The following is a 22,371-nucleotide window of genomic DNA, read 5'->3' on the forward strand; positions in this document are numbered from 1 at the left end:
AATGGCAAAGATTGGCATTTTTACAGGTACGGTTTACGGCAATGCGTTGCTGGTTGCTGAAGAAGCGCAGCCGGTGCTGGAAGAGCAGGGGCACGACGTTAAAGTGTTTGAAGATCCGTCATTGGCGGATTGGCAAGCCTACAGCAAAGACGTGGTGTTGATTGTGACGTCTACCACTGGTCAAGGCGATTTCCCGGATAACATCGCGCGTTTGTATGTGGCGATCCGTGATCAAGTGGGTTATCAGCCTGAGCTGCGCTACGGCGTGATTGCGCTGGGCGATAGCAGCTACGAGAATTTCTGCGGTGCCGGTAAGACTTTCGATGCCACGTTGCAGGAGCAGAGCGCCAAGCGTATTGGCGATGTGCTGCTGGTGGATGCCACGGAAGATCCTGAGCCAGAATCTGTGACCACGCCATGGGTGGAGAACTGGGGTAAGTTGCTGTAATTGTTAAGGTCGCCAGGAATGGCGACCCTACAAGAACGTCGTAGGGTTGGCATTTATGCCAACCTGGAAATCACGTCACCGGCGCAGGATTAAACACCGCCAGCTGATTACGAATCCCCCAACGGTCGGACCACGTCTGTTTGCGGCCGCTAGCGATCTCCAGAATCAACTCAAATAAGCGCCAACCCACCTGCTCAATACTCTCTTCACCGGTAGCAATGGTGCCAGCGTTAATATCCATCAAATCATGCCAACGCTCGGCCAGCGTATTGCGCGTAGCCATCTTGATCACCGGAATCGCCGCTAAGCCATATGGCGTACCGCGCCCGGTGGTAAACACCTGCAACGTAATACCGGACGCCATTTGTTGCGTGCCACACACAAAATCACTGGCTGGCGTCGCGGCATAAATCAGCCCACGTTGGGTAGGACGCTGTCCCGGCGACAGTACTTCAACAATCGGGCTACGGCCAGATTTTGCAATCGATCCCAGCGCTTTCTCCACCACATTGGCTAATCCGCCTTTTTTATTGCCAGGCGAAGGATTAGCGCTGCGATCGGTTTGTCCCTGGCTGAGATAATCGTCGTACCACGCCATCTCTTCCAGCAGACGTTTGCCAACCGCTTCATCAACCACGCGTGGCGTCAGCAGATGAATGGCATCGCGCACTTCAGTCACTTCCGAGAACATTACCGTGGCGCCACAGCGCACCAGCAAATCAGAAGCAAATCCTACCGCCGGATTGGCCGTCACGCCGGAGAAGGCATCGCTGCCGCCACATTGCGTGCCAATCACCAGGTCTGAAGCGGGGCAAGTCTCGCGCTGACGCTGGTTGAGCTTTTTCAAATGGCGCTCGGCCACCTGCAAGATTTCATCCACCATCGCGCCAAAGCCGACGTGGCGCTCATCTTGCAACCGCACAATATCGTTGTCGTCGAGGGAGATCGCTTGCACATCCGGCGTGCCGGTCAGCAGACGTTCCGGCTGAAGTTTTTCGCAGCCGAGACTGACGATCATCACTTCGCCGCCGAAATTGGGATTGAGCGCCAGATTGTGAATGGTGCGAATTGGTACCACCGCCGCGGGTGCGTTGATTGCCACGCCGCAGCCATAAAGGTGATTCAGCGCCACCACGCCATCGACGTTGGGATAGCGCGGCAACAAATCACGTTCAATGATCTGCACCACATAATCCACCACGCCCGCCACGCAGTGCACGCTGGTAGTGATGCCGAGCAGATTGCGTGTGCCAACGCTGCCATCGGCGTTGCGGTAACCTTCGAAGGTGTAGCCTTCCAGCGGCGGCAAGGCAGGCGGCACATTGTTGGCCAGCGGCAAACTATTGAGTGGCGGCGCTTCGGGCAGCGCCACCAACGATTCTTCGATCCAGCTACCTTGGGCAATTGGGCGCAGCGCGTAGCCAATCACTTCGCCATAACGCAGGATTGCCCCATTTTGTGGGATATCGCTCAACGCGACTTTGTGCCCTTGCGGCACATGCTCAATCAGCTGTAAGCCGTCGTCGAAACGTGTGCCAGACGGCAAACCTTGATTGTTGACCACAATCGCCACGTTATCGTCATCGTGGACTTTGATATACAGCGGTTTTTCTGTCAGAGGACGGTTCATTGCTCACCTTCCAGTTCGTCGCACTGTACTTAGCAGTGCGGTTTAAAATGCTTCCATCACGTCATCGTTTTTTGCCAGCCTCAGTATATGCAGGGTAATGGGCGCGCACATTGTGCAACTGACTGGCTTTAAGGGGATTTATCCCGGCAATTTGGTTCGTTTAACCAAAAGCAAGTGAAGGGACTCACAAACTGACCGTTAGCTGTTGGTTTAGTGAGCAGATCCAGCAGGGAAAAAACCGTTCCGTGAGCCACGCCGCAGCGTTATGTGCAGATGCCATAAAAACAGCGTTAAACTCCGCAAATCCTCATGCGTTCTTCCAGTGTTTCGCCTCCAGGCTGTTCCTATACTGATTCTCGTTCTTCGACGTTAGGTTATTCGTCACGACGCATCATCGTATTGCCAATATAAAAATCGCCGTGTTTAACCCAACATCATTCTGATACCCAACGCGATGTGTATGCAGTCAGAGTGGATGTAGCGTTCGCTATATTTCAGGAGTGCATCATGAATAGTTACAGCCAGACAGCGGAAGCGGTGCAAAAGCGCACCAATGCCCGTTACTGGATTGTGGTGATGTTATTTATCGTCACCTCGTTCAACTACGGTGACCGCGCAACCATTTCGATTGCCGGTTCCGCGATGTCCAAAGAGATCGGTCTCGATTCGGTTGGATTGGGCTACATCTTCTCCGCCTTCTCATGGGCTTACGTTATTGGTCAGATTCCTGGCGGATGGTTGCTCGACCGCTTCGGATCAAAACGCGTTTACTTCTGGAGCATCTTTACCTGGTCGCTGTTTACCTTGCTGCAAGGCTTCGTCGACGTGTTCAGCGGCTTCGGCATCATCGTTTCGCTGTTTATGCTGCGCTTCCTGGTTGGTTTAGCCGAAGCGCCATCCTTCCCGGGCAACAGCCGTATTGTGGCGGCGTGGTTCCCGGCGCAGGAGCGTGGTACTGCGGTAGCGATCTTCAACTCGGCGCAATACTTCGCCACGGTGATCTTCGCGCCAATTATGGGTTGGCTGGTGTCAGAAGTGGGCTGGGCGCATGTGTTCTGGTTCATGGGCGGCTTGGGCATCATCCTCAGCTTCATCTGGCTGAAAGTGATTCACGATCCCAACGATCATCCGGGCGTGAACAAAGCGGAGCTGGAGTACATGGAGCAGGGCGGCGCGCTGATCAACATGGACGCGAAAAAGTCTGAGCGCAAAGTGAGCTGGGGCGAGAAGTGGTACCAAATCAAACAGCTGCTGACCTCACGCATGATGTTGGGTATCTACCTCGGTCAGTATTGCGTCAACGCCTTAACCTACTTCTTCATTACCTGGTTCCCGGTCTATCTGGTGCAGGCGCGCGGTATGTCGATCCTGAAAGCAGGCTTCGTCGCCTCCATTCCGGCGGTGTGCGGCTTCCTGGGCGGTGTGTTGGGCGGGGTGATTTCCGATTACCTGATGCGTAAAACCGGATCGCTGAACATCGCGCGCAAAACGCCGATTGTGCTCGGCATGCTGCTCTCTATTTCAATGGTGATGTGTAACTACACCGATACCGAATGGGTGGTGGTGTTCTTTATGGCGCTGGCGTTCTTTGGCAAAGGCATTGGTGCGTTGGGTTGGGCAGTAATGGCCGATACCGCACCGAAAGAGATCAGCGGCTTGAGCGGCGGCCTGTTCAACATGTTCGGTAACTTCTCCGGTATCGTTACGCCAATCGCCATCGGCTACATCATCGCCACCAGCGGATCGTTCGAAGGCGCGCTGGTCTATGTCGGTATTCATGCGTTTGTTGCCGCCTTCAGCTTCCTGGTGATTGCCGGCGATATCAAACGTGTTGAACTGAAAACCCGAGCATAAGGACGGATTATGACTACGCAAAGCACGCCGATAATCACCGATATGCAGGTGATCCCGGTTGCCGGTTACGACAGCATGCTGCTCAACATTGGCGGCGCGCACAGTGCCTGCTTCACCCGCAACATTGTGGTGTTGACCGATAGCGCCGGACATACCGGCGTAGGTGAAGCGCCGGGCGGCGAGACCATTTACCAAACCTTGGTTGAGGCAATTCCACAGGTTAAAGGCCAGCAAGTTGCGCGCATGAATCGTCTGGTGCAGCAGGTGCACAAAGGCAATCAGTCGGCGGATTTCGATACCTTCGGCAAAGGCGCGTGGACGTTCGAACTGCGCGTCAACGCGGTGGCGGCACTGGAAGCCGCGTTGCTGGATTTACTCGGCCAATGTCTCGGCGTGCCGGTGGCGGAATTGCTTGGCCCCGGTCAGCAACGTGATGAAGTTACCGTGCTGGGTTATCTGTTTTATCTCGGCGATCGCCGCAAAACCGATTTGCCCTATTTGACCGGTGAAGGTGCCAGCCATGATTGGTATCACTTGCGCCATCAGGAAGCGTTAACGCCTGAAGCAGTGGTGCGCCTGGCGGAAGCGGCGCAGGACAAATATGGCTTCAAAGATTTCAAACTCAAAGGCGGCGTGCTGCCGGGCGAGCAGGAAATCGCCTCGGCGGCGGCACTGAAAAAGCGTTTCCCGGATGCGCGCATCACAGTGGATCCCAACGGTGCGTGGACGCTTGATGAAGCGATTCGCTTATGCAAAGGCATGGGCGATGTGCTGACTTACGCTGAAGATCCGTGCGGTGCCGAGCAAGGTTACTCCGGCCGTGAAGTGATGGCGGAATTCCGTCGCGCCACCGGTTTGCCGGTCGCCACCAATATGATCGCCACCAACTGGCGCGAGATGAACCACGCGGTGATGCTCAATTCAGTCGATATCCCGCTGGCCGATCCGCACTTCTGGACGTTAAGCGGCGCGGTGCGCGTGGCGCAGTTGTGCGACGACTGGGGCCTGACGTGGGGCTGCCACTCCAATAACCATTTCGACATTTCGCTGGCGATGTTCACCCACGTGGGCGCCGCTGCGCCGGGTAAACCCACCGCCATTGATACGCACTGGATTTGGCAGGAAGGCGATCAGCGCCTGACTAAAGAACCGCTGCAAATTCGCAACGGCAAAATCGCGGTGCCGGATAAGCCGGGCTTGGGCGTCGAGCTGGATTGGGATCGCCTGCATCAAGCCAACGCGTTGTACAAATCGCTGCCGGTCGGCGCGCGCAATGACGCCACCGCCATGCAGTATCTGGTTCCCAATTGGTCATTCGACCGCAAGCGTCCAGCATTTGGTCGCGGCTAAGTCTAAGGAGCAGGAAATGAGTCAGACACCGAAAATCACATCGCTACAGGTCATTCCGGTGGCCGGTCACGACAGCATGTTGCTCAACCTGAGCGGTGCACATTCGCCGTTTTTCACCCGTAACATTGTCATTATCAAAGACAATGCCGGACATACCGGCGTGGGTGAGATTCCGGGCGGCGAAAAGATTCGTCAGACGCTGGAAGACGCAGCGGCGCTGGTGGTGCAGAAAACTGTTGGTGAATACAAAAACATTCTCAACCTGGTGCGCAGCACCTTTGCTGACCGCGATTCCAGCGGCCGTGGCAACCAAACCTTTGACCTGCGTACCACCATTCATGTGGTAACCGGCATTGAAGCGGCGCTACTCGATCTGCTTGGTCAGCATTTGGGTGTCAACGTGGCATCGCTGCTCGGTGATGGCCAACAGCGCGACCGCGTTGAAATGCTCGGCTATCTGTTCTACGTCGGCGATCGCAAGAAAACCGCGCTGCCGTACCAAAGCCAGGAAAATGACAAGTGTGATTGGTATCGCCTGCGTCATGAAGAAGCGCTGACGCCGGATACGGTGGTGCGTTTGGCGGAAGCGGCATATGAAAAATATGGCTTCAATGATTTCAAACTGAAAGGCGGCGTGCTGCGCGGCGGCGAAGAGGCCGAAGCGGTTACTGCGTTGGCGAAGCGTTTCCCGCAGGCGCGCGTGACGCTGGACCCGAATGGTGCCTGGTCATTGAACGAAGCGATTCTGCTCGGTAAGCAACTGAAGGGCGTGCTGGCCTATGCAGAAGATCCGTGCGGCGCGGAGCAAGGTTATTCCGGTCGCGAAGTGATGGCCGAATTCCGTCGCGCCACCGGTTTGCCTACCGCCACCAACATGATCGCCACCGATTGGCGTCAGATGGGCCACACGCTGTCGCTGCAATCGGTGGATATCCCGCTGGCGGATCCGCACTTCTGGACGATGCAAGGCTCGGTGCGCGTGGCGCAGATGTGCCACGACTTCGGCCTGACGTGGGGCTCGCACTCCAACAACCATTTCGATATTTCGCTGGCGATGTTCACGCATGTGGCCGCCGCTGCGCCGGGCGCGATTACCGCTATCGATACCCACTGGATTTGGCAGGAAGGCAATCAGCGCCTGACCAAAGAACCGTTCCAAATCAAAGGTGGCATGGTGCAGGTGCCGCAGAAACCGGGCCTGGGCGTTGAGCTGGATATGGATCAAGTGATGCAGGCCAATGCGCTGTATCAGAAACACGGTTTGGGCGCGCGCGATGATGCGCAAGCCATGCAATATCTGGTACCGAACTGGACTTTCGACAACAAGCGTCCGTGCCTGGTGCGCTAACTTTTCCGGCTCCCCGCGCGGGAGCCTGCTGTGACCGACAGGAGTAAAGACAATGAGCAATGCCTGGCCGAACCCTTTTCGTCGCCGTTTACTGGCTGGAGAAACTTTGATTGGCAGCTGGTGCGCGCTGGCAAATCCGCTAACTACCGAAGTGCTGGGCCTGGCGGGCTTTGACTGGCTGGTGCTGGATGGCGAACACGCGCCAAACGACATCACCACTTTTGTGCCGCAACTGATGGCGCTGAAAGGCAGCCACAGCGCCGCGGTGGTGCGCCCGCCGTGCAATGAACCCATCATTATCAAGCGTTTGCTGGATATCGGCTTTTACAACTTCCTGGTGCCGTTTGTCGAAACCGAGGAAGAAGCGGTGCGCGCAGTGGCATCCACCCGTTATCCACCGGCCGGTATTCGCGGTGTATCGGTTTCGCATCGCAGCAACATGTACGGCACGCTGCCGGACTACAACAGCACCATCAACGACAACATTACAGTGCTGGTGCAGATCGAAACGCAGCAAGCGGTCGACAACATTGACGCGATTGCGGCTGTCGATGGCGTCGATGGCATCTTCGTTGGGCCGGGCGATCTCTCGGCGGCGCTGGGTTATCTCGGCCAACCGGCACATCCGGAAGTGCTGAAAGTGATTAAACACGTGTTTGAACGCGCTAAAGCGGCGGGCAAACCAAGCGGCATTCTGGCACCGGTGGAAGCCGATGCGCGTCGCTATCTGGAATGGGGCGCCAGTTTCGTGGCGGTTGGCAGCGATCTGGGTGTCTTCCGCAACGCCACGCAGGCGCTGTGTGACAAATTTAAAAAATAACTGACTGAGAGGAAAGGCAATGAAAATTGGATTTATCGGCCTCGGCATTATGGGCAAACCGATGAGTAAAAACCTGGTGAAAGCCGGTTATTCGCTGGTGGTGCGTGACCATCATGAAAGCAATGAAGCCGAGCTGGTGGAGCTGGGCGCGAAAGTGGCGAAATCGCCAAAAGAGGTGGCTGAGCAGGTAGACGTGGTGATCACCATGGTGCCGAATTCGCCGCAGGTGAAAGAAGCTTGCCTTGGCGAACACGGCATTATTGCCGGTGCTAAGCCCGGTTTGATTGTCATCGACATGAGTTCCATCGCGCCATTAGCCAGCCGTGAAGTGCATGATGCGCTGGCGGCAAAAGGCATCAAGATGCTGGATGCGCCGGTCAGCGGCGGTGAACCGAAAGCGATTGAAGGAACGCTGTCAGTGATGGTTGGCGGCGATAAAGCGGTGTTTGACCAGTGCTACGACATCATGAAAGCGATGGCCGGTTCGGTGGTGCACACCGGTGATATTGGCGCGGGTAATGTCACCAAGCTGGCAAATCAGGTGATTGTGGCGCTCAATATCGCGGCGATGTCAGAAGCGCTGTCACTTGCTACCAAAGCGGGTGTCAATCCTGAGTTGGTGTATCAGGCGATTCGCGGCGGTTTGGCGGGCAGTACGGTGCTGGATGCCAAAGCGCCGATGGTGCTGGATCGTAACTTCAAACCGGGCTTCCGTATCGATTTGCATATCAAGGATTTGGCCAATGCATTGGATACCTCGCACGAGATTGGTGCGCATCTGCCGCTGACGGCCGCGGTGATGGAGATGATGCAGGCGCTGAAAGTGGACGGGCAGGGCACTTCCGACCATAGCGCGTTGGCCTGCTATTATGAAAAATTAGCGAAAGTTGAGATCACTCGGTAATACCCTTGCCCGGCGTCAGTGGATGCCGGGTGGATCGTTACCTCCGCAGGACGGATTTCCGTCATCAACCGCGCTGGATTGCCTATGAAAATTGTCATCGCACCGGATTCATATAAAGAGAGTTTATCCGCCCTGGAAGTAGCTTCGGCGATTGAAGCGGGATTCCGCGAAATCTTTCCTGAAGCTGACTACGTGAAAATACCGGTCGCCGACGGTGGCGAAGGTACGGTTGAAGCGATGGTGGCGGCAACGCAGGGAAACGTTGTCCGGCTGACGGTTACTGGACCACTCGGCAAGCCAGTGGATGCGTTCTATGGTTTGTCGGGCGATGAGCGCACCGCATTTATCGAGATGGCGGCGGCCAGCGGGCTGGAACTGGTGCCCGCTGCGCAGCGCGATCCGCTGATTACCACCTCATTTGGCACCGGCGAGCTGATTAAAGATGCGCTCGATCGCGATGTCGACCACTTTATTATTGGGATTGGCGGCAGCGCTACCAACGATGGCGGTTCCGGCATGATGCAGGCGTTAGGCGCGCATTTGCTGGATGCCGACGGAAAGGAGATTGCCTACGGTGGCGGCGCATTGCCACAGTTAGCGCGGATTGATATTCAACAGTTGGATCAACGGATTAAGCAGTGTCGTTTTGAAGTGGCCTGCGATGTCACCAATCCCTTGACCGGCGACAAAGGCGCTTCGGCGATATTTGGTCCACAAAAAGGGGCGACGCCGCAGTTGGTCAAACAACTCGACGATGCGCTGGCGCACTACGCCAAGATCATTCACCGCGATTTGGATATTGATGTGCTGCATATCGCCGGCGGTGGCGCGGCAGGCGGCATGGGTGCGGCGCTGCATGCGTTCTGTCACGCTGAATTACGCAGTGGCATTGAAATTGTCACTGAAGCGTTAGGATTAGCCGAGCAGGTGAAAGATGCCGATTTGGTGATTACCGGCGAAGGGCGTATTGATAGCCAGAGCGTCAACGGCAAAGTGCCGATTGGTGTGGCGAAAGTGGCCAAGCAGTTCAACAAACCGGTGATTGGCATTGCCGGCAGTTTGACGGCGGATGTTGGTGTGGTGCATCAGCATGGCTTGGATGCGGTATTCAGCGTGCTGTTTGGCATTTGTACGCTGGATGAAGCGCTGGCGAATGCGGCGCAAAATGTGCGCCTGACGGCACGCAATGTCGCCGCGACGCTTAAGGCGGGGCAAGGTTTGTGAGGTGCTCGCTGTCCCCCATCCCAACCGTCCCCCGCAGGCGGGGGAAGGGGCTGATCGGTGCACAGATATAAAATTTATCTCCACCTAAACATTCCCTCTCCCACGTGTGGGAGAGGGCTAGGGTGAGGGCAGCGAGCACAGTTTATGAAGCCAACAACTTCCTCGCCTCACGCGCCACATTCGCCATCTCGTCGCTCAGTTCCAGCAACTCCGGCTCCAGCGCCTCAATATCGCTTTCCTGATGCAAACTCTTCTCTAACTGCTGACACAATTGCTTCAGGCGCGGTACGCCGCTGTAGCTGGCGCTGCCGTGCAACTTGTGAATAATCTCGCGCAGGGCAACCACATCATTACTGGCCATCGCCTTCTCCACGCGCTCTTCCACTTCCGGCAGAAAATCCAGCAGCATTTGCAGCAAATCGCGCGCCAAATCGGCTTTATTCGCCGCCTGACGCAGCGCCAATGCCCAATCCAGCGATGGCGCAACATCCGGCTCCAACGGCTGTGCCACCGGCTGATTCGGCGTGTAACGCTGCAATAACTGACTTAACTTGTCCTCATCGATAGGTTTCGCCAGATAATCATTCATACCGGCATTGATCAGTTGCGCACGTTCGCCATCCAGCGCGTGGGCGGTCACCGCGACAATCGGCGTGTTGGCGTGCAGCGGCAAGCTGCGAATGATTTCGCTGGCGCGGATGCCATCAATATCCGGCATTTGAATATCCATCAGAATCACGTCGAGCTTATGCAAACGCGCCTGGCGAATCGCCTGCTCGGCGTTATCGCACAAAATGATGTGCTGAACCTGTTCCTCCAGTAACGCGCCAATCAATTTGAGGTTGGCGGGATTGTCATCCACCGCCATCACCGTTAACGGTTGGCGTGCGCTGCGCGGTTGCGCATCGCTTTGCCAATCATGTAAATCCAATAGCATCGGCAACAAACGTGTCAACGATACCGGTTTGGCGATACAGCCAGCAATGCCGCGCGCGCGCAAATCGTCGGCAAACAGCATCATTTCGCTCGGCAGCGCCAGCAACACTGAATCTGCTCTTTTGCGCAGATTTTTAATAAAGCTATCCGGCAGCGTGGTGGGATGCGGATCGGTCACCGATAAGCCCATCAACAACAGCGGGAAGTGGCTATCCGGCATCTCATCCAGGCTGGCGAAGTGCTGAATTTGCAGCGGCGTGATGCTCAGCATCTCCTGCACCGCTTTTGCCACCGCCAGATGCGGCTCAACATAGGCCAGCGGCGTGGCGCGCAAATCATCTAGCATGCGCGGAATGGCGGGTGCGTTGGGATTGAGATCGAGATGAATATGTACCCAGAAGGTCGACCCCGAATTCTGGCGGCTGTGGAAAGCAATCTCGCCGCCCATTTCACTCACCAGTTTCTGGGTGATCACCAAGCCTAAACCGGTGCCGCCGTGGCGTCGTGTAATGCTGGCATCGGCCTGGCGGAATGCCTGGAACAGTTGCGATTGCTGCTGCTCGGAAATGCCGATGCCGGTATCGTGTACCTGAATTTCCAGCTCGACGCGCGTGGTGCTGAGGCTGCGCAGTTCAACGCGCAAATCGATGTGACCGTGCTCGGTGAATTTAATCGCATTGCCCAGCAGGTTAATCAGAATCTGCTGCAAGCGCAGCGGATCGCCAATCACGTTATCGGGTACCTGCTTTTCCAGGCAGACGGTGATTTCTAACCCTTTGTCATGCGCCGACGGTGCCAGCAGCACCAGCGTTTCATCCAACGTGGCGCGCAGCGGGAACGGGATCGATTCCAGTACCAGTTTGCCGGCTTCCAGTTTGGAGAAATCCAGCACGTCATTGATGATGCTAAGTAAGTTATTGGCCGAGCGCTCAATGGTGCTCATGTAGTCGTGCTGGTTGGTGCTCAGCCCGGTTTTCAACATCTGGCGGGTAAAGCCAATCACGCCATTCAGTGGGGTGCGTAACTCGTGCGACATATTCGCCAGGAACTCGGACTTGATGCGCGCGGCTTCCTGGGCGCGCTTCTTGGCTAAATCCAACTCAACGTTTTGAATCTCCAGCTGTTCCAGCGTTTCACGCAGATCGTAAGTCGCCTGGTCGATGTTTTGCTGCATCTCTTCGTGATAAGCAGTTAGCGACATCGCCATCGCGTTAATACCGTTCTTCAGAATGCTTAATTCGCCCAGCATGTAGCCATCAACGCGGCTGTCGAGTTGACCACGACGAATACGGTCAACGGTTGACACCATGTTGCGAATTGGGCCGGTAACATCGCGCATCAAGCGATAGGCGAACAGCATGGCGATGCATAAACAGAACAGCAGCAGCAGCGTGGCAACGAACACTTCTTTGTACTGCTCCAGCCGCACCGATTGCAGATCCAATTCAATCGCCACATAACCGAGCGGATTGCCGGCCGGTTTGGCGTCTTCGCCGGGCAGTTCATCCACCGAATAGCGTTCAGAGATGATCGGCGTGCGCAGAATCATCACGTTGCCTTGCCGCTCAACCGAAATGCCATCCTCCAGCGTTGAAATATCCTCTTTTTGTAATAGAGACAGGTTTTGATTGTTGTTTGAGGTGACGTAGACGTGATTGTTGTTGTCGAAAATGGTGATGGCACGGACAATATCGGAGTGACGACGGTGCAGCAGGCTGACTAATTCGCGAATCGCATCGCGATTGTGCCACGTCATACCGTATTCACTGGAAACCGCCAGTGGTTCGATAATATTGGCGCCCGCATCGTGCACCTGATGCTGCAATTCGTTGTAGCGGTGCACCACGAAAAAGGTGCTGAGCAGCAAGCCAATCATCAGCGTTGGCGCCAATATTAAAATCATCATTCGCGCCCGCAGGCTGTATTTGGTCATAATTGTGGCCTGGCGATTCCTGGCATTTTTTATCCCTGTGCAAGCGCCATTAGCGGCGGCACACCCAATAAAGTCGAGATTTCATAATACTATGGCGCAATTTTACTCCGCAAAACAGCGTGTGACGACTAAGCAGCGCATCACCGTCACCATTGAAGACCTTGATCCATTTGGACAAGGTGTTGCGCGGCATAAAGGCAAAGCGATATTTGTTAGCGGCGCGCTGCCCGGAGAACAAGCGGAAGTTACGGTGCTGGAAGACAAGCGTCAGTACGCGCGCGCCAAAGCCAATAAGATTCTCAATCCTAGCCCACAGCGAGAAAAACCGCGTTGCGTGCATTTTGGCGTGTGCGGCGGTTGCCAGCAGCAGCACGCTTCGGTGGCGCTACAGGAAGAGAGCAAAGCGCGTGCTTTAAGCCGCATGCTGAGTCGTGAAGCGCCGCTGCCGGTCAAGGTCGATGAAATCATCAGCGGCGATGCGTGGGGTTATCGCCGTCGTGCGCGATTGGGGTTGCAGTGGCAGCCTAAACAGCAGCGACTGCACATGGGTTTTCGTCAGACGGCCAGCAACGATCTGGTTGAACTGAAGCAATGCCCGATTTTGGTGCCCGAACTTGAAGCGTTATTGCAGCCTCTGCACCGTTGCCTGAGCGATCTCCACGCGGTGAAGCGTTTGGGCCACGTTGAATTGGTGCTGGCCGATAATGGCCCGCTGATGGTGTTGCGTCATCTTGATGCATTATCCCAAGACGATCGCGCAAAACTGGAACGCTTTTCGCATGAGCAGCAAGTGGCGCTGTATCTGGCTGATGGCAGTGACAGTTTGCAGGCATTAAGCGATCGCCAACCGTTTTATCGCTCGTTTAATTTGCCGCTCAGCTTTAGCCCGCAGAATTTTATTCAGGTCAATGACGGCGTTAATCAGCAGATGGTTGCCAAAGCCATTGAATGGCTGGATTTGCAGCCAGACGATCGTGTGCTGGATTTGTTTTGCGGCATGGGCAACTTCACTTTGCCAGTAGGAAAGTTCGTACAAAATGCTGTAGGTGTGGAGGGCGTTGCAGCATTAGTGCAGCAGGCAGCGTATAATGCTGAGCAGAATAATCTCAAGAATGTTCGCTTTTTCCAGCACAACCTGGAAGAAGATGTGTCGCGTCAGCCGTGGGCGACGCAGGGATTTAACAAGGTGTTACTGGATCCAGCGCGTGCTGGGGCCGCGGGCGTGATGGCGCATGTGGTTAAACTTGCGCCACAACGTGTGGTCTATGTTTCCTGTAACCCGACAACACTTGCACGAGACAGTCAGACATTACTGTCAGCGGGCTACCATTTGGAAAGGGTCGCGATGCTGGATATGTTCCCTCATACCAGCCATCTCGAGTCCATGGTGCTGTTTAGCAAAACATAAGCGATGTCCACATCGCTGTGGCAGGAGAGGATATGGTTGCGGTTAGAAGTGCGCATTTAAATACGGCGGGCGAATTTGCCCTGGACCAGTGGATCGCCAGCTTAAACATCAAAGACCCGCAATCTTGTCAACGATTGGCGGATGCATGGCACTACTGTGAAGCCGAGACGCACAACCATCCTGATCAAGCTCTGCTGCTGTGGCGTGGCATTGAGATGGTGGAAATTCTCACCATGCTCAGTATGGACAACGATAGCCTGCGCGCCGCGCTGCTGTTCCCGCTCGCCAACGCGGATGTGGTCAGCGAAGAGGATCTGGAGCAAGCATTCGGCAAAGGCATTGTGATGCTGGTGCACGGCGTGCGCGACATGGATGCCATTCGCCAGCTGAAAGCCATTCACAATGATTCGATGGCGTCTGAGCAGGTGGATAACGTGCGCCGCATGCTGCTGGCGATGGTGGAAGATTTCCGCTGCGTGGTCATCAAGCTGGCGGAACGTATCGCCCATCTGCGTGAAATGAAAGACGCGCCGGAAGATGAGCGCGTGCTGGCGGCGAAAGAGAGCACCAATATTTATGCTCCGTTAGCCAATCGCCTCGGCATCGGTCAGCTCAAATGGGAATTGGAAGATTATTGCTTCCGCTATCTCCATCCCGACGAATACAAACGCATTGCCAAACTGCTGCATGAACGCCGCATTGATCGCGAAGGCTACATCGAAAACTTCGTCGATAACTTGCGCGCCGAAATGCAGAAAGAGGGCGTGCGTGCAGAAGTTTACGGTCGCCCAAAACATATCTACAGCATCTGGCGCAAGATGCAGAAGAAGTCGTTGGCTTTTGACGAACTGTTCGATGTGCGCGCGGTGCGTATCGTCGCGGAGCGTTTGCAGGATTGCTACGGCGCGCTCGGTACGGTGCATACGCTATATCGCCATTTGCCGAATGAGTTCGACGATTACGTCGCCAATCCCAAGCCCAATGGTTATCAATCGATTCACACCGTGGTGCTCGGTCCACAAGGTAAAACGGTCGAGATCCAGATTCGTACCCGTCAAATGCATGAAGATGCGGAACTGGGCGTAGCGGCGCACTGGAAGTACAAAGAAGGTCCAACGGCGGCGAATGCGCGTGGCGCGGCAGGGCACGAAGGTCGTATTGCGTGGCTGCGCAAATTGATTTCCTGGCAGGAAGAGATGGCCGATTCTGGCGAAATGCTGGAAGAGGTGCGCAGCCAGGTATTTGATGATCGCGTTTACGTGTTTACCCCAAAAGGGGATGTGGTCGATCTGCCTGCCGGTTCCACGCCGCTCGACTTCGCCTACCATATTCACAGCGATATCGGTCACCGCTGCATCGGCGCCAAAATCAGCGGGCGCATCGTGCCATTTACCTATCAGTTGCAGATGGGCGATCAGATCGAAGTGATCACTCAGAAGCAGCCGAATCCAAGTCGCGATTGGCTTAACCCAAATCTGGGCTATATCACCACCAGCCGCGGACGTTCGAAAATTCACGCCTGGTTCCGCAAACAGGATCGTGACAAAAATATCGCGGCTGGTCGCCAGATCCTCGAAAACGAGCTGGATCAGATCGATGTCAGCATGCGCGAAGCGGAGAAGCTGCTGTTGCCGCGTTATAACGTCAGCTCGCAGGATGAGTTGCTGGCGATGATTGGCGGCGGTGATATTCGCCTCAATCAGATGGTCAACTTCCTGCAAGGCAAGCTGCATAAACCGAGCGCCGAAGAGGAAGATCGCGAAGCTTTGCGCCTGTTGACGCAAAAATCGCACGCGCCATCTGCACGTAAAGAGAGCGGCCGCGTGGTGGTGGAAGGCGTTGGCAACTTGCTGCATCACATTGCGCGTTGCTGCCAGCCGATTCCGGGCGATGACATCGTCGGCTTTATTACCCAAGGCCGCGGCATTTCGATTCATCGCGCTGATTGCGACCAGCTCACCGAACTGACGTCGCACGCGCCAGAACGTATTGTTGATGCGGTGTGGGGCGAAGATTACTCCAGCGGCTATTCGCTGGTGGTGCGCGTCACAGCCAACGATCGCAGCGGTTTGCTGCGTGACATCACCACCATTTTGGCTAACGAGAAGGTCAACGTGCTGGGCGTTTCCAGCCGCAGCGATACTAAGAAACAACTCGCCACCATTGATATGGATATCGAGATCTACAATCAGCAAGTGTTGGGCCGCGTGTTGGCGCGACTTAACCAGGTGCCGGATATCATCGACGCGCGCCGCTTGCATTGATTTCTCGTTCGCCTAACATCGCAGGGTCGTCTTTCATGGCGACCTTTTTTCATTTCAGCCCCCAAGGATTTCCCATGACACCGTTAAACCGCCTGCTCACCATCATGCAAACCCTGCGCGACCCGGAGCGCGGTTGTCCGTGGGATCGTCAGCAAACTTTTGCCTCGATCGCGCCTTACACGCTGGAAGAAACCTATGAAGTGCTTGATGCCATTCAGCGTGAAGATTTCGACGATTTGCGCGGTGAACTCGGCGATCTGCTGTTCCAGGTGGTGTTCTACGCGCAAATGGCCGATGAGCAACAACGCTTCAATTTTGACGATATCTGTAACGCCATCAGCGACAAACTCGAACGCCGCCATCCACACATTTTTGGCGATGTCGAAGCGGCAACCAGCGCCGACGTGCTGAAAAACTGGGAAGCAATCAAACACAGTGAACGCGCGGAAAAGTCGCAGCATTCGGTGCTGGATGATATCCCCAAAGCGTTGCCGGCTTTGATGCGGGCGCACAAAATCCAGAAGCGTTGCAACACCGTTGGCTTCGATTGGGACAACCTCGGTCCGGTGCTGGATAAGGTGCATGAAGAGATCGATGAAGTGATGCACGAAGCGCAGCAAGCGGTGGTTGATCACGCCAAGCTGGAAGAGGAAATTGGCGATTTGCTGTTCGCCACCGTTAACTTATCGCGCCATTTAGGCAGCAAAGCGGAAATCGCCTTGCAGAAAGCCAACGACAAATTTGATCGTCGCTTCCGCCAGGTTGAAGCGATCATCGCCTCACAAGGTTTAACCATGCATGACGCCACGCTGGATCAAATGGAAGATGCGTGGCAGCAAGTTAAAGTTATGGAGAACAAAGGTTAACGCACGTCGTCTGTTTTGCTGATTATTCCAGCGCTGCATATAATTTCGCCGCTTAAGCTTACTCGATTCAGCCTTGCGGTGACTTTGTGACGTACATCAACATTTCGCACCATGCTATCCGCTATGTTACCGGCTTACCTGTGGAGGACGATGGTGTGATTCATCAATTGTGGCTTAAGACGACTTCAAGTATACTATTTTCCCGTCTTGGTTATTCCACCGTCTTTAAACCTAAACTCTCAGGTTCAGCATGACAACGAATTATATTTTTGTGACCGGCGGGGTCGTTTCCTCTCTGGGCAAAGGCATTGCCGCAGCCTCCCTCGCAGCTATTCTAGAAGCACGTGGTCTGAATGTGACCATCATGAAACTCGATCCGTACATCAACGTCGATCCGGGTACCATGAGCCCAACGCAGCACGGTGAAGTTTTCGTCACCGATGATGGGGCCGAAACCGATCTGGATTTAGGTCACTATGAGCGCTTCATCCGCACCAAAATGTCGCGTCGTAACAACTTCACCACTGGCCGTATCTACTCAGAAGTGCTGCGCAAAGAGCGTCGCGGTGACTATCTGGGTGCCACGATTCAGGTTATCCCGCATATCACCAATGCCATCAAAGAACGCATCATTGAAGGCGGCGAAGGTCATGACGTGGTTCTGGTTGAGATCGGCGGTACGGTAGGCGATATCGAATCTCTGCCGTTCCTTGAAGCGATTCGCCAGATGGCGGTCGATGTGGGTCGCGAACACACTATGTACATGCATCTGACTTTGGTGCCTTACATGGCGGCAGCGGGCGAAGTGAAAACCAAGCCAACCCAGCATTCAGTGAAAGAGCTGCTGTCGATCGGGATTCAGCCAGATGTGCTGATTTGCCGTTCTGACCGTGCTGTACCGGCCAACGAACGCGCTAAAATCGCGCTGTTCTGTAACGTGCCAGAGAAAGCGGTTATTTCCCTGAAAGATGTGGATTCGATCTACAAAATCCCTGGCATGCTGAAATCGCAAGGCCTGGATGATTACATCTGCAAGCGTTTCAATCTGAACGCGCCGGAAGCGAACCTGGCCGAATGGGAACAGGTGATTTACGAAGAAGCCAATCCGGGCGGCGAAGTGACCATCGGTATGGTCGGCAAATATGTCGAACTGCCAGATGCTTATAAGTCAGTGATTGAAGCGTTGAAACACGGTGGCCTGAAAAATCGCGTTACCGTGAACATCAAACTGATCGACTCGCAGGATGTTGAAACGCGCGGTGTCGAATTACTGAAAGATCTGGATGCTATTCTGATCCCTGGCGGCTTCGGCTACCGCGGTGTGGAAGGCAAAATGATGACGGCGCAATACGCCCGAGAGAACAACGTGCCTTACCTGGGTATCTGCCTGGGAATGCAGGTTGCGCTGATGGAATTTGCCCGCAACGTGGCCGGTATGGAAGGCGCGAACTCTACTGAATTTGTGCCAGACTGTAAGTATCCGGTGGTTGCGTTGATCACCGAATGGCGCGATGAAGAAGGTAATGTTGAACAGCGTACTGAGCAGAGCGATCTGGGCGGCACCATGCGTTTGGGTAGCCAGCAATGCCAATTGACGCCAGAAAGCAAAGTGCGTCAGCTGTACGGTTCTGAAGTCATTACTGAGCGTCACCGTCATCGTTACGAAGTAAACAATCTGCTGTTGAAGCCGATTGAAGCGGCGGGTCTGCACATTGCGGGCCGTTCCGGCGACGATCAACTGGTTGAGATCATTGAGATCCCGAACCATCCGTGGTTTGTAGCCTGTCAGTTCCACCCGGAATTCACGTCGACCCCGCGTGATGGTCATCCGCTGTTCGCTGGCTTTGTTAAAGCCGCGCAGGAGCACCAGAAGCGGTTAGCGAAGTAAGTTTCACGAGCAGCGCGCGAACTTTTCGCGCGTTGTTTGTCTTAGGATTGACTAACTTGTACTGAGGAAAATCGAATGTCCAAAATCGTTAAAGTCATCGGTCGCGAAATCATCGACTCCCGTGGCAACCCAACTGTTGAAGCAGAAGTGCATCTGGAAGGCGGTTTCGTTGGTCTGGCAGCGGCGCCATCAGGTGCATCTACCGGTTCTCGCGAAGCACTGGAGCTGCGTGACGGTGACAAATCTCGTTTCCTGGGCAAAGGCGTAACCAAAGCGGTTGCTGCTGTTAACGGTCCAATCGCCAACGCGGTAACCGGTAAAGATGCCAAAGACCAGGCGAACATCGATAAGATCATGATCGAGCTGGACGGTACTGAGAACAAATCTAACTTCGGTGCTAACGCCATTCTGGCGGTTTCACTGGCTGCGGCTAAAGCGGCTGCGGCTTCTAAAGGCCTGCCACTGTACGCACACATCGCGGAACTGAACGGCACCCCAGGCAAATACTCTATGCCGCTGCCAATGATGAACATCATCAACGGTGGTGAGCACGCCGACAACAACGTCGACATCCAGGAATTCATGATTCAGCCAGTTGGCGCGCCAACCCTGAAAGAAGCGATTCGCATGGGTTCAGAAGTGTTCCATCACCTGGCTAAAGTGCTGAAAGCGAAAGGCATGAGCACTGCGGTGGGTGACGAAGGTGGCTACGCGCCAAACCTGGGTTCTAACGCCGAAGCACTGGCTGTTATCGCTGAAGCGGTAAAAGCAGCAGGCTACGAACTGGGCAAAGACATCACCCTGGCGATGGACTGCGCAGCGTCTGAATTCTACAAAGACGGCAAATATGTGCTGGCTGGCGAAGGCAACAAAGCCTTCTCTTCTGAAGAGTTCACTCACTTCCTGGAAGATCTGACCAAACAGTACCCAATCGTTTCTATCGAAGACGGTCTGGACGAATCTGATTGGGCTGGTTTCGCTTACCAGACCAAAGTGCTGGGCGACAAAATCCAGCTGGTGGGTGACGATCTGTTCGTAACCAACACCAAGATCCTGAAAGAAGGTATTGATAAAGGCATCGCTAACTCCATCCTGATCAAATTCAACCAGATCGGTTCACTGACCGAAACTCTGGCTGCAATCAAGATGGCAAAAGACGCAGGTTACACCGCGGTGATTTCACACCGTTCAGGTGAAACTGAAGATGCAACCATCGCTGACCTGGCGGTAGGTACTGCGGCTGGCCAGATTAAAACCGGTTCTATGAGCCGTTCTGACCGTGTTGCTAAGTACAACCAGCTGATTCGTATCGAAGAAGCGCTGGGCAGCAAAGCTCCGTTCAACGGTCTGAAAGAAGTTAAAGGCCAGTAATGGTCTGGTGATGCGGCATAACCTGCCGCGTCATTAGTGATAGAGCCCCGCCTTGTGCGGGGCTTTTGCTTTTATTTGGCACGAAGCAGCTGTGAACCGATGGCGAAAATCTGCCATAATCTGCGCCTCGAAATTTTAGATGTGAGTAAAAAATGTTCTACCCGATTAACGAAATGTTCCAGACGCTGCAGGGCGAGGGTTTTTATACCGGCGTTCCGGCGCTGTTCATCCGCTTACAAGGATGTCCGGTGGGCTGTAGCTGGTGCGATACCAAACATACCTGGGAAAAGCACGCGGATCGGGAGACGTCGCTGGGCGATATTTTAGTCAAAACCGTGGAAAGCGATGCGTGGGGCAGCGCCGATGCGGCGATGTTGATTGACACCATTAAGCGTCAAGGTTGGACCGCGCGCCATGTGGTGATCACTGGTGGCGAACCGGCGATTTTCGATCTGCGTCCGCTAACCGAACAATTAGAAGCGGCGGGATTTGCCTGCCAGATCGAAACCAGCGGCACGCATGAAGTACAGTGCTCAGAGTCCACCTGGGTGACAGTTTCACCGAAGGTCAATATGCGCGGCGGTTATGACGTTCTGCCGCAGGCGCTGCAACGTGCGGATGAAATTAAACATCCGGTGGCGCGTGAGCGTGATGTGGAAGCGTTGGATGCGCTGTTGGCAGGTTTGCACGACGATAAAAAACGCATTGTGGCATTGCAGCCCATCAGTCGTGGCGATGCCGCCACCAAACTGTGCATTGAAACCTGTATCGCACGCAACTGGCGGCTTTCGATGCAGACGCACAAGTATTTGAATATTGCCTGATTCATTAGGTGCGCAAATATGCGCACCTAATGAATGCATCACGCCTTTTTTGTAGGGTCGCCATTTATGGTGACCACAACAAATTTACTGCTTAGCTTTATACGCGTCGAACGCCTGCTTGATTTCAGTCTTGGCTTTCGCCGTATCCTCAAAACCATTCAGCTCGACTTTCTTACGGCCATCCGGCAACTGCTTATATACGCGGAAGAACGCTTGCAGACGCTCTTGCTCCACTTTCGGCAGGTCGCTCATCTCTTTGATGTCGTCGTAAGTTGGGTCGATTTTGCTGGTTGGCACCGCGACGATCTTGTCATCCACTTCGCCGCCATCAATCATCTTCAGCACGCCAATTGGGCGCAGCTTGATCAAGGTACCCGGTTGCAGCGGTGCGCGGGTGTAGAAAATCACATCCAGCGGATCGCCATCGCCGCCCAATGATTGGGTCAGTGAGCCGTAGTTAGCCGGATAGGCTACCGGCATTGACTGGAAGCGGTCAGCGACGATAAAGCCGGTTTTGGCATCGGTTTCATATTTGATCATCCCGCCAGCAGGAATCTCCGTCACCGCATAGAACTCATCCGGCACTTTTTCTGGCTGTGGAAAATCGAGAACGTTTTGCGCTTGGACAGCGGCAGAGGCGGAAATCAAAACTGCAATCAGGGAAAGGCGTTTAACCAGGTTCATTGTTGATTCTCTTGATCTTTAATGAAGGAGACAACAACCTAGTTAATAAAGATGACAACGATATGAATTGCAGATAAATGAAGTAATAGGCCGAATATTTCACGCTGCAGGAAGGCGGCAACTGAACGAATCCTCAGGAGCTTACATCAGTAAGTGACTGAGGTGAGTAAAGGCAGCCAACGCCCCTGCAGCGTGAAAGATGAAGGCATATTAACCGCGATAAACACAACCCGCAGTGCACGTTTCTTTAATCATCACCGCGCTCAATTCAGGCAGAATCGGCTTCATCTGATCCCAGATCCATTTCGCCAGCACTTCGCTGGTCGGATTGGATAGACCCGGAATATCATTCAGATAGTGATGATCGAGGCGATCATAGATCGGCATAAACGCCGCTTTCAGTTCGGCAAAATCCATGACCCAACCGGTATGTGCATCCACTTCACCGGTAATTTCTAATCGCACCAGGAATGAATGGCCATGCAAACGTCCGCATTTATGACCTTCCGGCACATGCGGTAAACGGTGGGCAGATTCAAACTGGAACTCTTTAAATAGCGTGGTAGACATAATGGCTCTCAGACTTAAAAACCGCTGAAGTCTACCTGAAATGCAGATT

Annotated in this window: 17 protein-coding genes; 13 read left to right on the top strand and 4 right to left on the bottom strand. The window is 54.4% G+C overall.

Translation table 11 applies throughout. The features are described from left to right. Nucleotide 1: 1 nt before the first annotated feature. Nucleotides 2–448, top strand: a complete 447-nt coding sequence (locus ACPUC7_RS07230) for a flavodoxin (RefSeq protein WP_494922329.1) — start codon at nt 2–4, stop codon at nt 446–448. A 70-nt stretch (nt 449–518) separates the two neighbouring features. Here ACPUC7_RS07230 and garD read toward each other — a convergent pair whose 3' ends face one another. Beyond that, nucleotides 519–2,078: a galactarate dehydratase gene (gene garD / locus ACPUC7_RS07235; protein ID WP_494922330.1), complete on the bottom strand. Its 1,560-nt coding sequence runs from the start codon at nt 2,076–2,078 to the stop codon at nt 519–521. A gap of 507 nt (nt 2,079–2,585) precedes the next feature. On the opposite strand from garD, the gene ACPUC7_RS07240 reads away from it, so the two are divergent. From ACPUC7_RS07240 to ACPUC7_RS07265, 6 genes are all read left to right on the top strand, one after another. Next, the gene (locus ACPUC7_RS07240) at nt 2,586–3,932 is read left to right on the top strand and encodes an MFS transporter (RefSeq protein ID WP_494922331.1); all 1,347 of its coding nucleotides are present in this window, start codon (nt 2,586–2,588) and stop codon (nt 3,930–3,932) included. A 9-nt stretch (nt 3,933–3,941) separates the two neighbouring features. Further along, nucleotides 3,942–5,282, top strand: coding sequence for an enolase C-terminal domain-like protein (locus ACPUC7_RS07245; protein ID WP_494922332.1), 1,341 nt, complete (start codon nt 3,942–3,944; stop codon nt 5,280–5,282). Nucleotides 5,283–5,298: 16 nt separating this feature from the next. Next, the gene (gene gudD, locus ACPUC7_RS07250) at nt 5,299–6,630 is read left to right on the top strand and encodes a glucarate dehydratase (protein ID WP_343554316.1); all 1,332 of its coding nucleotides are present in this window, start codon (nt 5,299–5,301) and stop codon (nt 6,628–6,630) included. Between the two features lie 52 nt (nt 6,631–6,682). After that, complete coding sequence (gene garL / locus ACPUC7_RS07255) at nt 6,683–7,450, top strand: 2-dehydro-3-deoxyglucarate aldolase (protein WP_343554315.1); 768 nt, start codon at nt 6,683–6,685, stop codon at nt 7,448–7,450. Nucleotides 7,451–7,469: 19 nt separating this feature from the next. After that, nucleotides 7,470–8,354, top strand: a complete 885-nt coding sequence (garR, locus tag ACPUC7_RS07260) for a 2-hydroxy-3-oxopropionate reductase (protein WP_494922333.1) — start codon at nt 7,470–7,472, stop codon at nt 8,352–8,354. Nucleotides 8,355–8,438: 84 nt separating this feature from the next. After that, entirely contained in the window at nt 8,439–9,578 is a 1,140-nt protein-coding gene (locus ACPUC7_RS07265; RefSeq protein WP_494922334.1) for a glycerate kinase, read from the top strand. Between the two features lie 142 nt (nt 9,579–9,720). Here ACPUC7_RS07265 and barA read toward each other — a convergent pair whose 3' ends face one another. Then, nucleotides 9,721–12,447, bottom strand: a complete 2,727-nt coding sequence (gene barA / locus ACPUC7_RS07270) for a two-component sensor histidine kinase BarA (RefSeq protein WP_494922335.1) — start codon at nt 12,445–12,447, stop codon at nt 9,721–9,723. 91 nt (nt 12,448–12,538) lie between these two features. Here barA and rlmD point away from each other — a divergent pair, with 91 nt between their 5' ends. The 6 genes from rlmD to queE all read left to right on the top strand — a co-directional run bounded on the left by rlmD (nt 12,539) and on the right by queE (nt 21,068). Further along, nucleotides 12,539–13,855, top strand: coding sequence for a 23S rRNA (uracil(1939)-C(5))-methyltransferase RlmD (gene rlmD, locus ACPUC7_RS07275; protein ID WP_494922336.1), 1,317 nt, complete (start codon nt 12,539–12,541; stop codon nt 13,853–13,855). A 32-nt stretch (nt 13,856–13,887) separates the two neighbouring features. Beyond that, nucleotides 13,888–16,119: a GTP diphosphokinase gene (gene relA, locus ACPUC7_RS07280; RefSeq protein WP_494922337.1), complete on the top strand. Its 2,232-nt coding sequence runs from the start codon at nt 13,888–13,890 to the stop codon at nt 16,117–16,119. 74 nt (nt 16,120–16,193) lie between these two features. After that, entirely contained in the window at nt 16,194–16,985 is a 792-nt protein-coding gene (mazG, locus tag ACPUC7_RS07285) for a nucleoside triphosphate pyrophosphohydrolase (RefSeq protein ID WP_494922338.1), read from the top strand. Between the two features lie 250 nt (nt 16,986–17,235). After that, on the top strand, nt 17,236–18,873 hold the full coding sequence (gene pyrG, locus ACPUC7_RS07290) for a glutamine hydrolyzing CTP synthase (protein WP_494922339.1): 1,638 nt from the start codon (nt 17,236–17,238) through the stop codon (nt 18,871–18,873). A 75-nt stretch (nt 18,874–18,948) separates the two neighbouring features. Beyond that, nucleotides 18,949–20,244 (top strand): phosphopyruvate hydratase, encoded by a 1,296-nt coding sequence (gene eno / locus ACPUC7_RS07295; protein WP_494922340.1) that lies wholly within the window; start codon nt 18,949–18,951, stop codon nt 20,242–20,244. A 152-nt stretch (nt 20,245–20,396) separates the two neighbouring features. Beyond that, nucleotides 20,397–21,068 (top strand): 7-carboxy-7-deazaguanine synthase QueE, encoded by a 672-nt coding sequence (queE, locus tag ACPUC7_RS07300; RefSeq protein WP_494922341.1) that lies wholly within the window; start codon nt 20,397–20,399, stop codon nt 21,066–21,068. Nucleotides 21,069–21,152: 84 nt separating this feature from the next. On the opposite strand, the gene ACPUC7_RS07305 is transcribed toward queE, so the two are convergent. Next, nucleotides 21,153–21,752, bottom strand: a complete 600-nt coding sequence (locus ACPUC7_RS07305; RefSeq protein ID WP_494922342.1) for an inorganic diphosphatase — start codon at nt 21,750–21,752, stop codon at nt 21,153–21,155. Nucleotides 21,753–21,962: 210 nt separating this feature from the next. Further along, nucleotides 21,963–22,322: a 6-carboxytetrahydropterin synthase QueD gene (queD, locus tag ACPUC7_RS07310; RefSeq protein WP_494922343.1), complete on the bottom strand. Its 360-nt coding sequence runs from the start codon at nt 22,320–22,322 to the stop codon at nt 21,963–21,965. Nucleotides 22,323–22,371 lie beyond the last annotated feature (49 nt).

Source organism: Pantoea sp. CFCC18179 (assembly GCF_059412405.1).

Coding starts and splice junctions, on each gene's coding strand:
- queD (WP_494922343.1), bottom strand. CDS start 22,322: ATGTCTACCACGCTATTTAAAGAGTTCCAGTTTGAATCTGCCCACCGT.
- ACPUC7_RS07230 (WP_494922329.1), top strand. CDS start 2: ATGGCAAAGATTGGCATTTTTACAGGTACGGTTTACGGCAATGCGTTG.
- mazG (WP_494922338.1), top strand. CDS start 16,194: ATGACACCGTTAAACCGCCTGCTCACCATCATGCAAACCCTGCGCGAC.
- garR (WP_494922333.1), top strand. CDS start 7,470: ATGAAAATTGGATTTATCGGCCTCGGCATTATGGGCAAACCGATGAGT.
- barA (WP_494922335.1), bottom strand. CDS start 12,447: ATGACCAAATACAGCCTGCGGGCGCGAATGATGATTTTAATATTGGCG.
- garL (WP_343554315.1), top strand. CDS start 6,683: ATGAGCAATGCCTGGCCGAACCCTTTTCGTCGCCGTTTACTGGCTGGA.
- queE (WP_494922341.1), top strand. CDS start 20,397: ATGTTCTACCCGATTAACGAAATGTTCCAGACGCTGCAGGGCGAGGGT.
- ACPUC7_RS07245 (WP_494922332.1), top strand. CDS start 3,942: ATGACTACGCAAAGCACGCCGATAATCACCGATATGCAGGTGATCCCG.
- pyrG (WP_494922339.1), top strand. CDS start 17,236: ATGACAACGAATTATATTTTTGTGACCGGCGGGGTCGTTTCCTCTCTG.
- ACPUC7_RS07305 (WP_494922342.1), bottom strand. CDS start 21,752: ATGAACCTGGTTAAACGCCTTTCCCTGATTGCAGTTTTGATTTCCGCC.
- gudD (WP_343554316.1), top strand. CDS start 5,299: ATGAGTCAGACACCGAAAATCACATCGCTACAGGTCATTCCGGTGGCC.
- garD (WP_494922330.1), bottom strand. CDS start 2,078: ATGAACCGTCCTCTGACAGAAAAACCGCTGTATATCAAAGTCCACGAT.
- relA (WP_494922337.1), top strand. CDS start 13,888: ATGGTTGCGGTTAGAAGTGCGCATTTAAATACGGCGGGCGAATTTGCC.
- rlmD (WP_494922336.1), top strand. CDS start 12,539: ATGGCGCAATTTTACTCCGCAAAACAGCGTGTGACGACTAAGCAGCGC.
- ACPUC7_RS07240 (WP_494922331.1), top strand. CDS start 2,586: ATGAATAGTTACAGCCAGACAGCGGAAGCGGTGCAAAAGCGCACCAAT.
- eno (WP_494922340.1), top strand. CDS start 18,949: ATGTCCAAAATCGTTAAAGTCATCGGTCGCGAAATCATCGACTCCCGT.
- ACPUC7_RS07265 (WP_494922334.1), top strand. CDS start 8,439: ATGAAAATTGTCATCGCACCGGATTCATATAAAGAGAGTTTATCCGCC.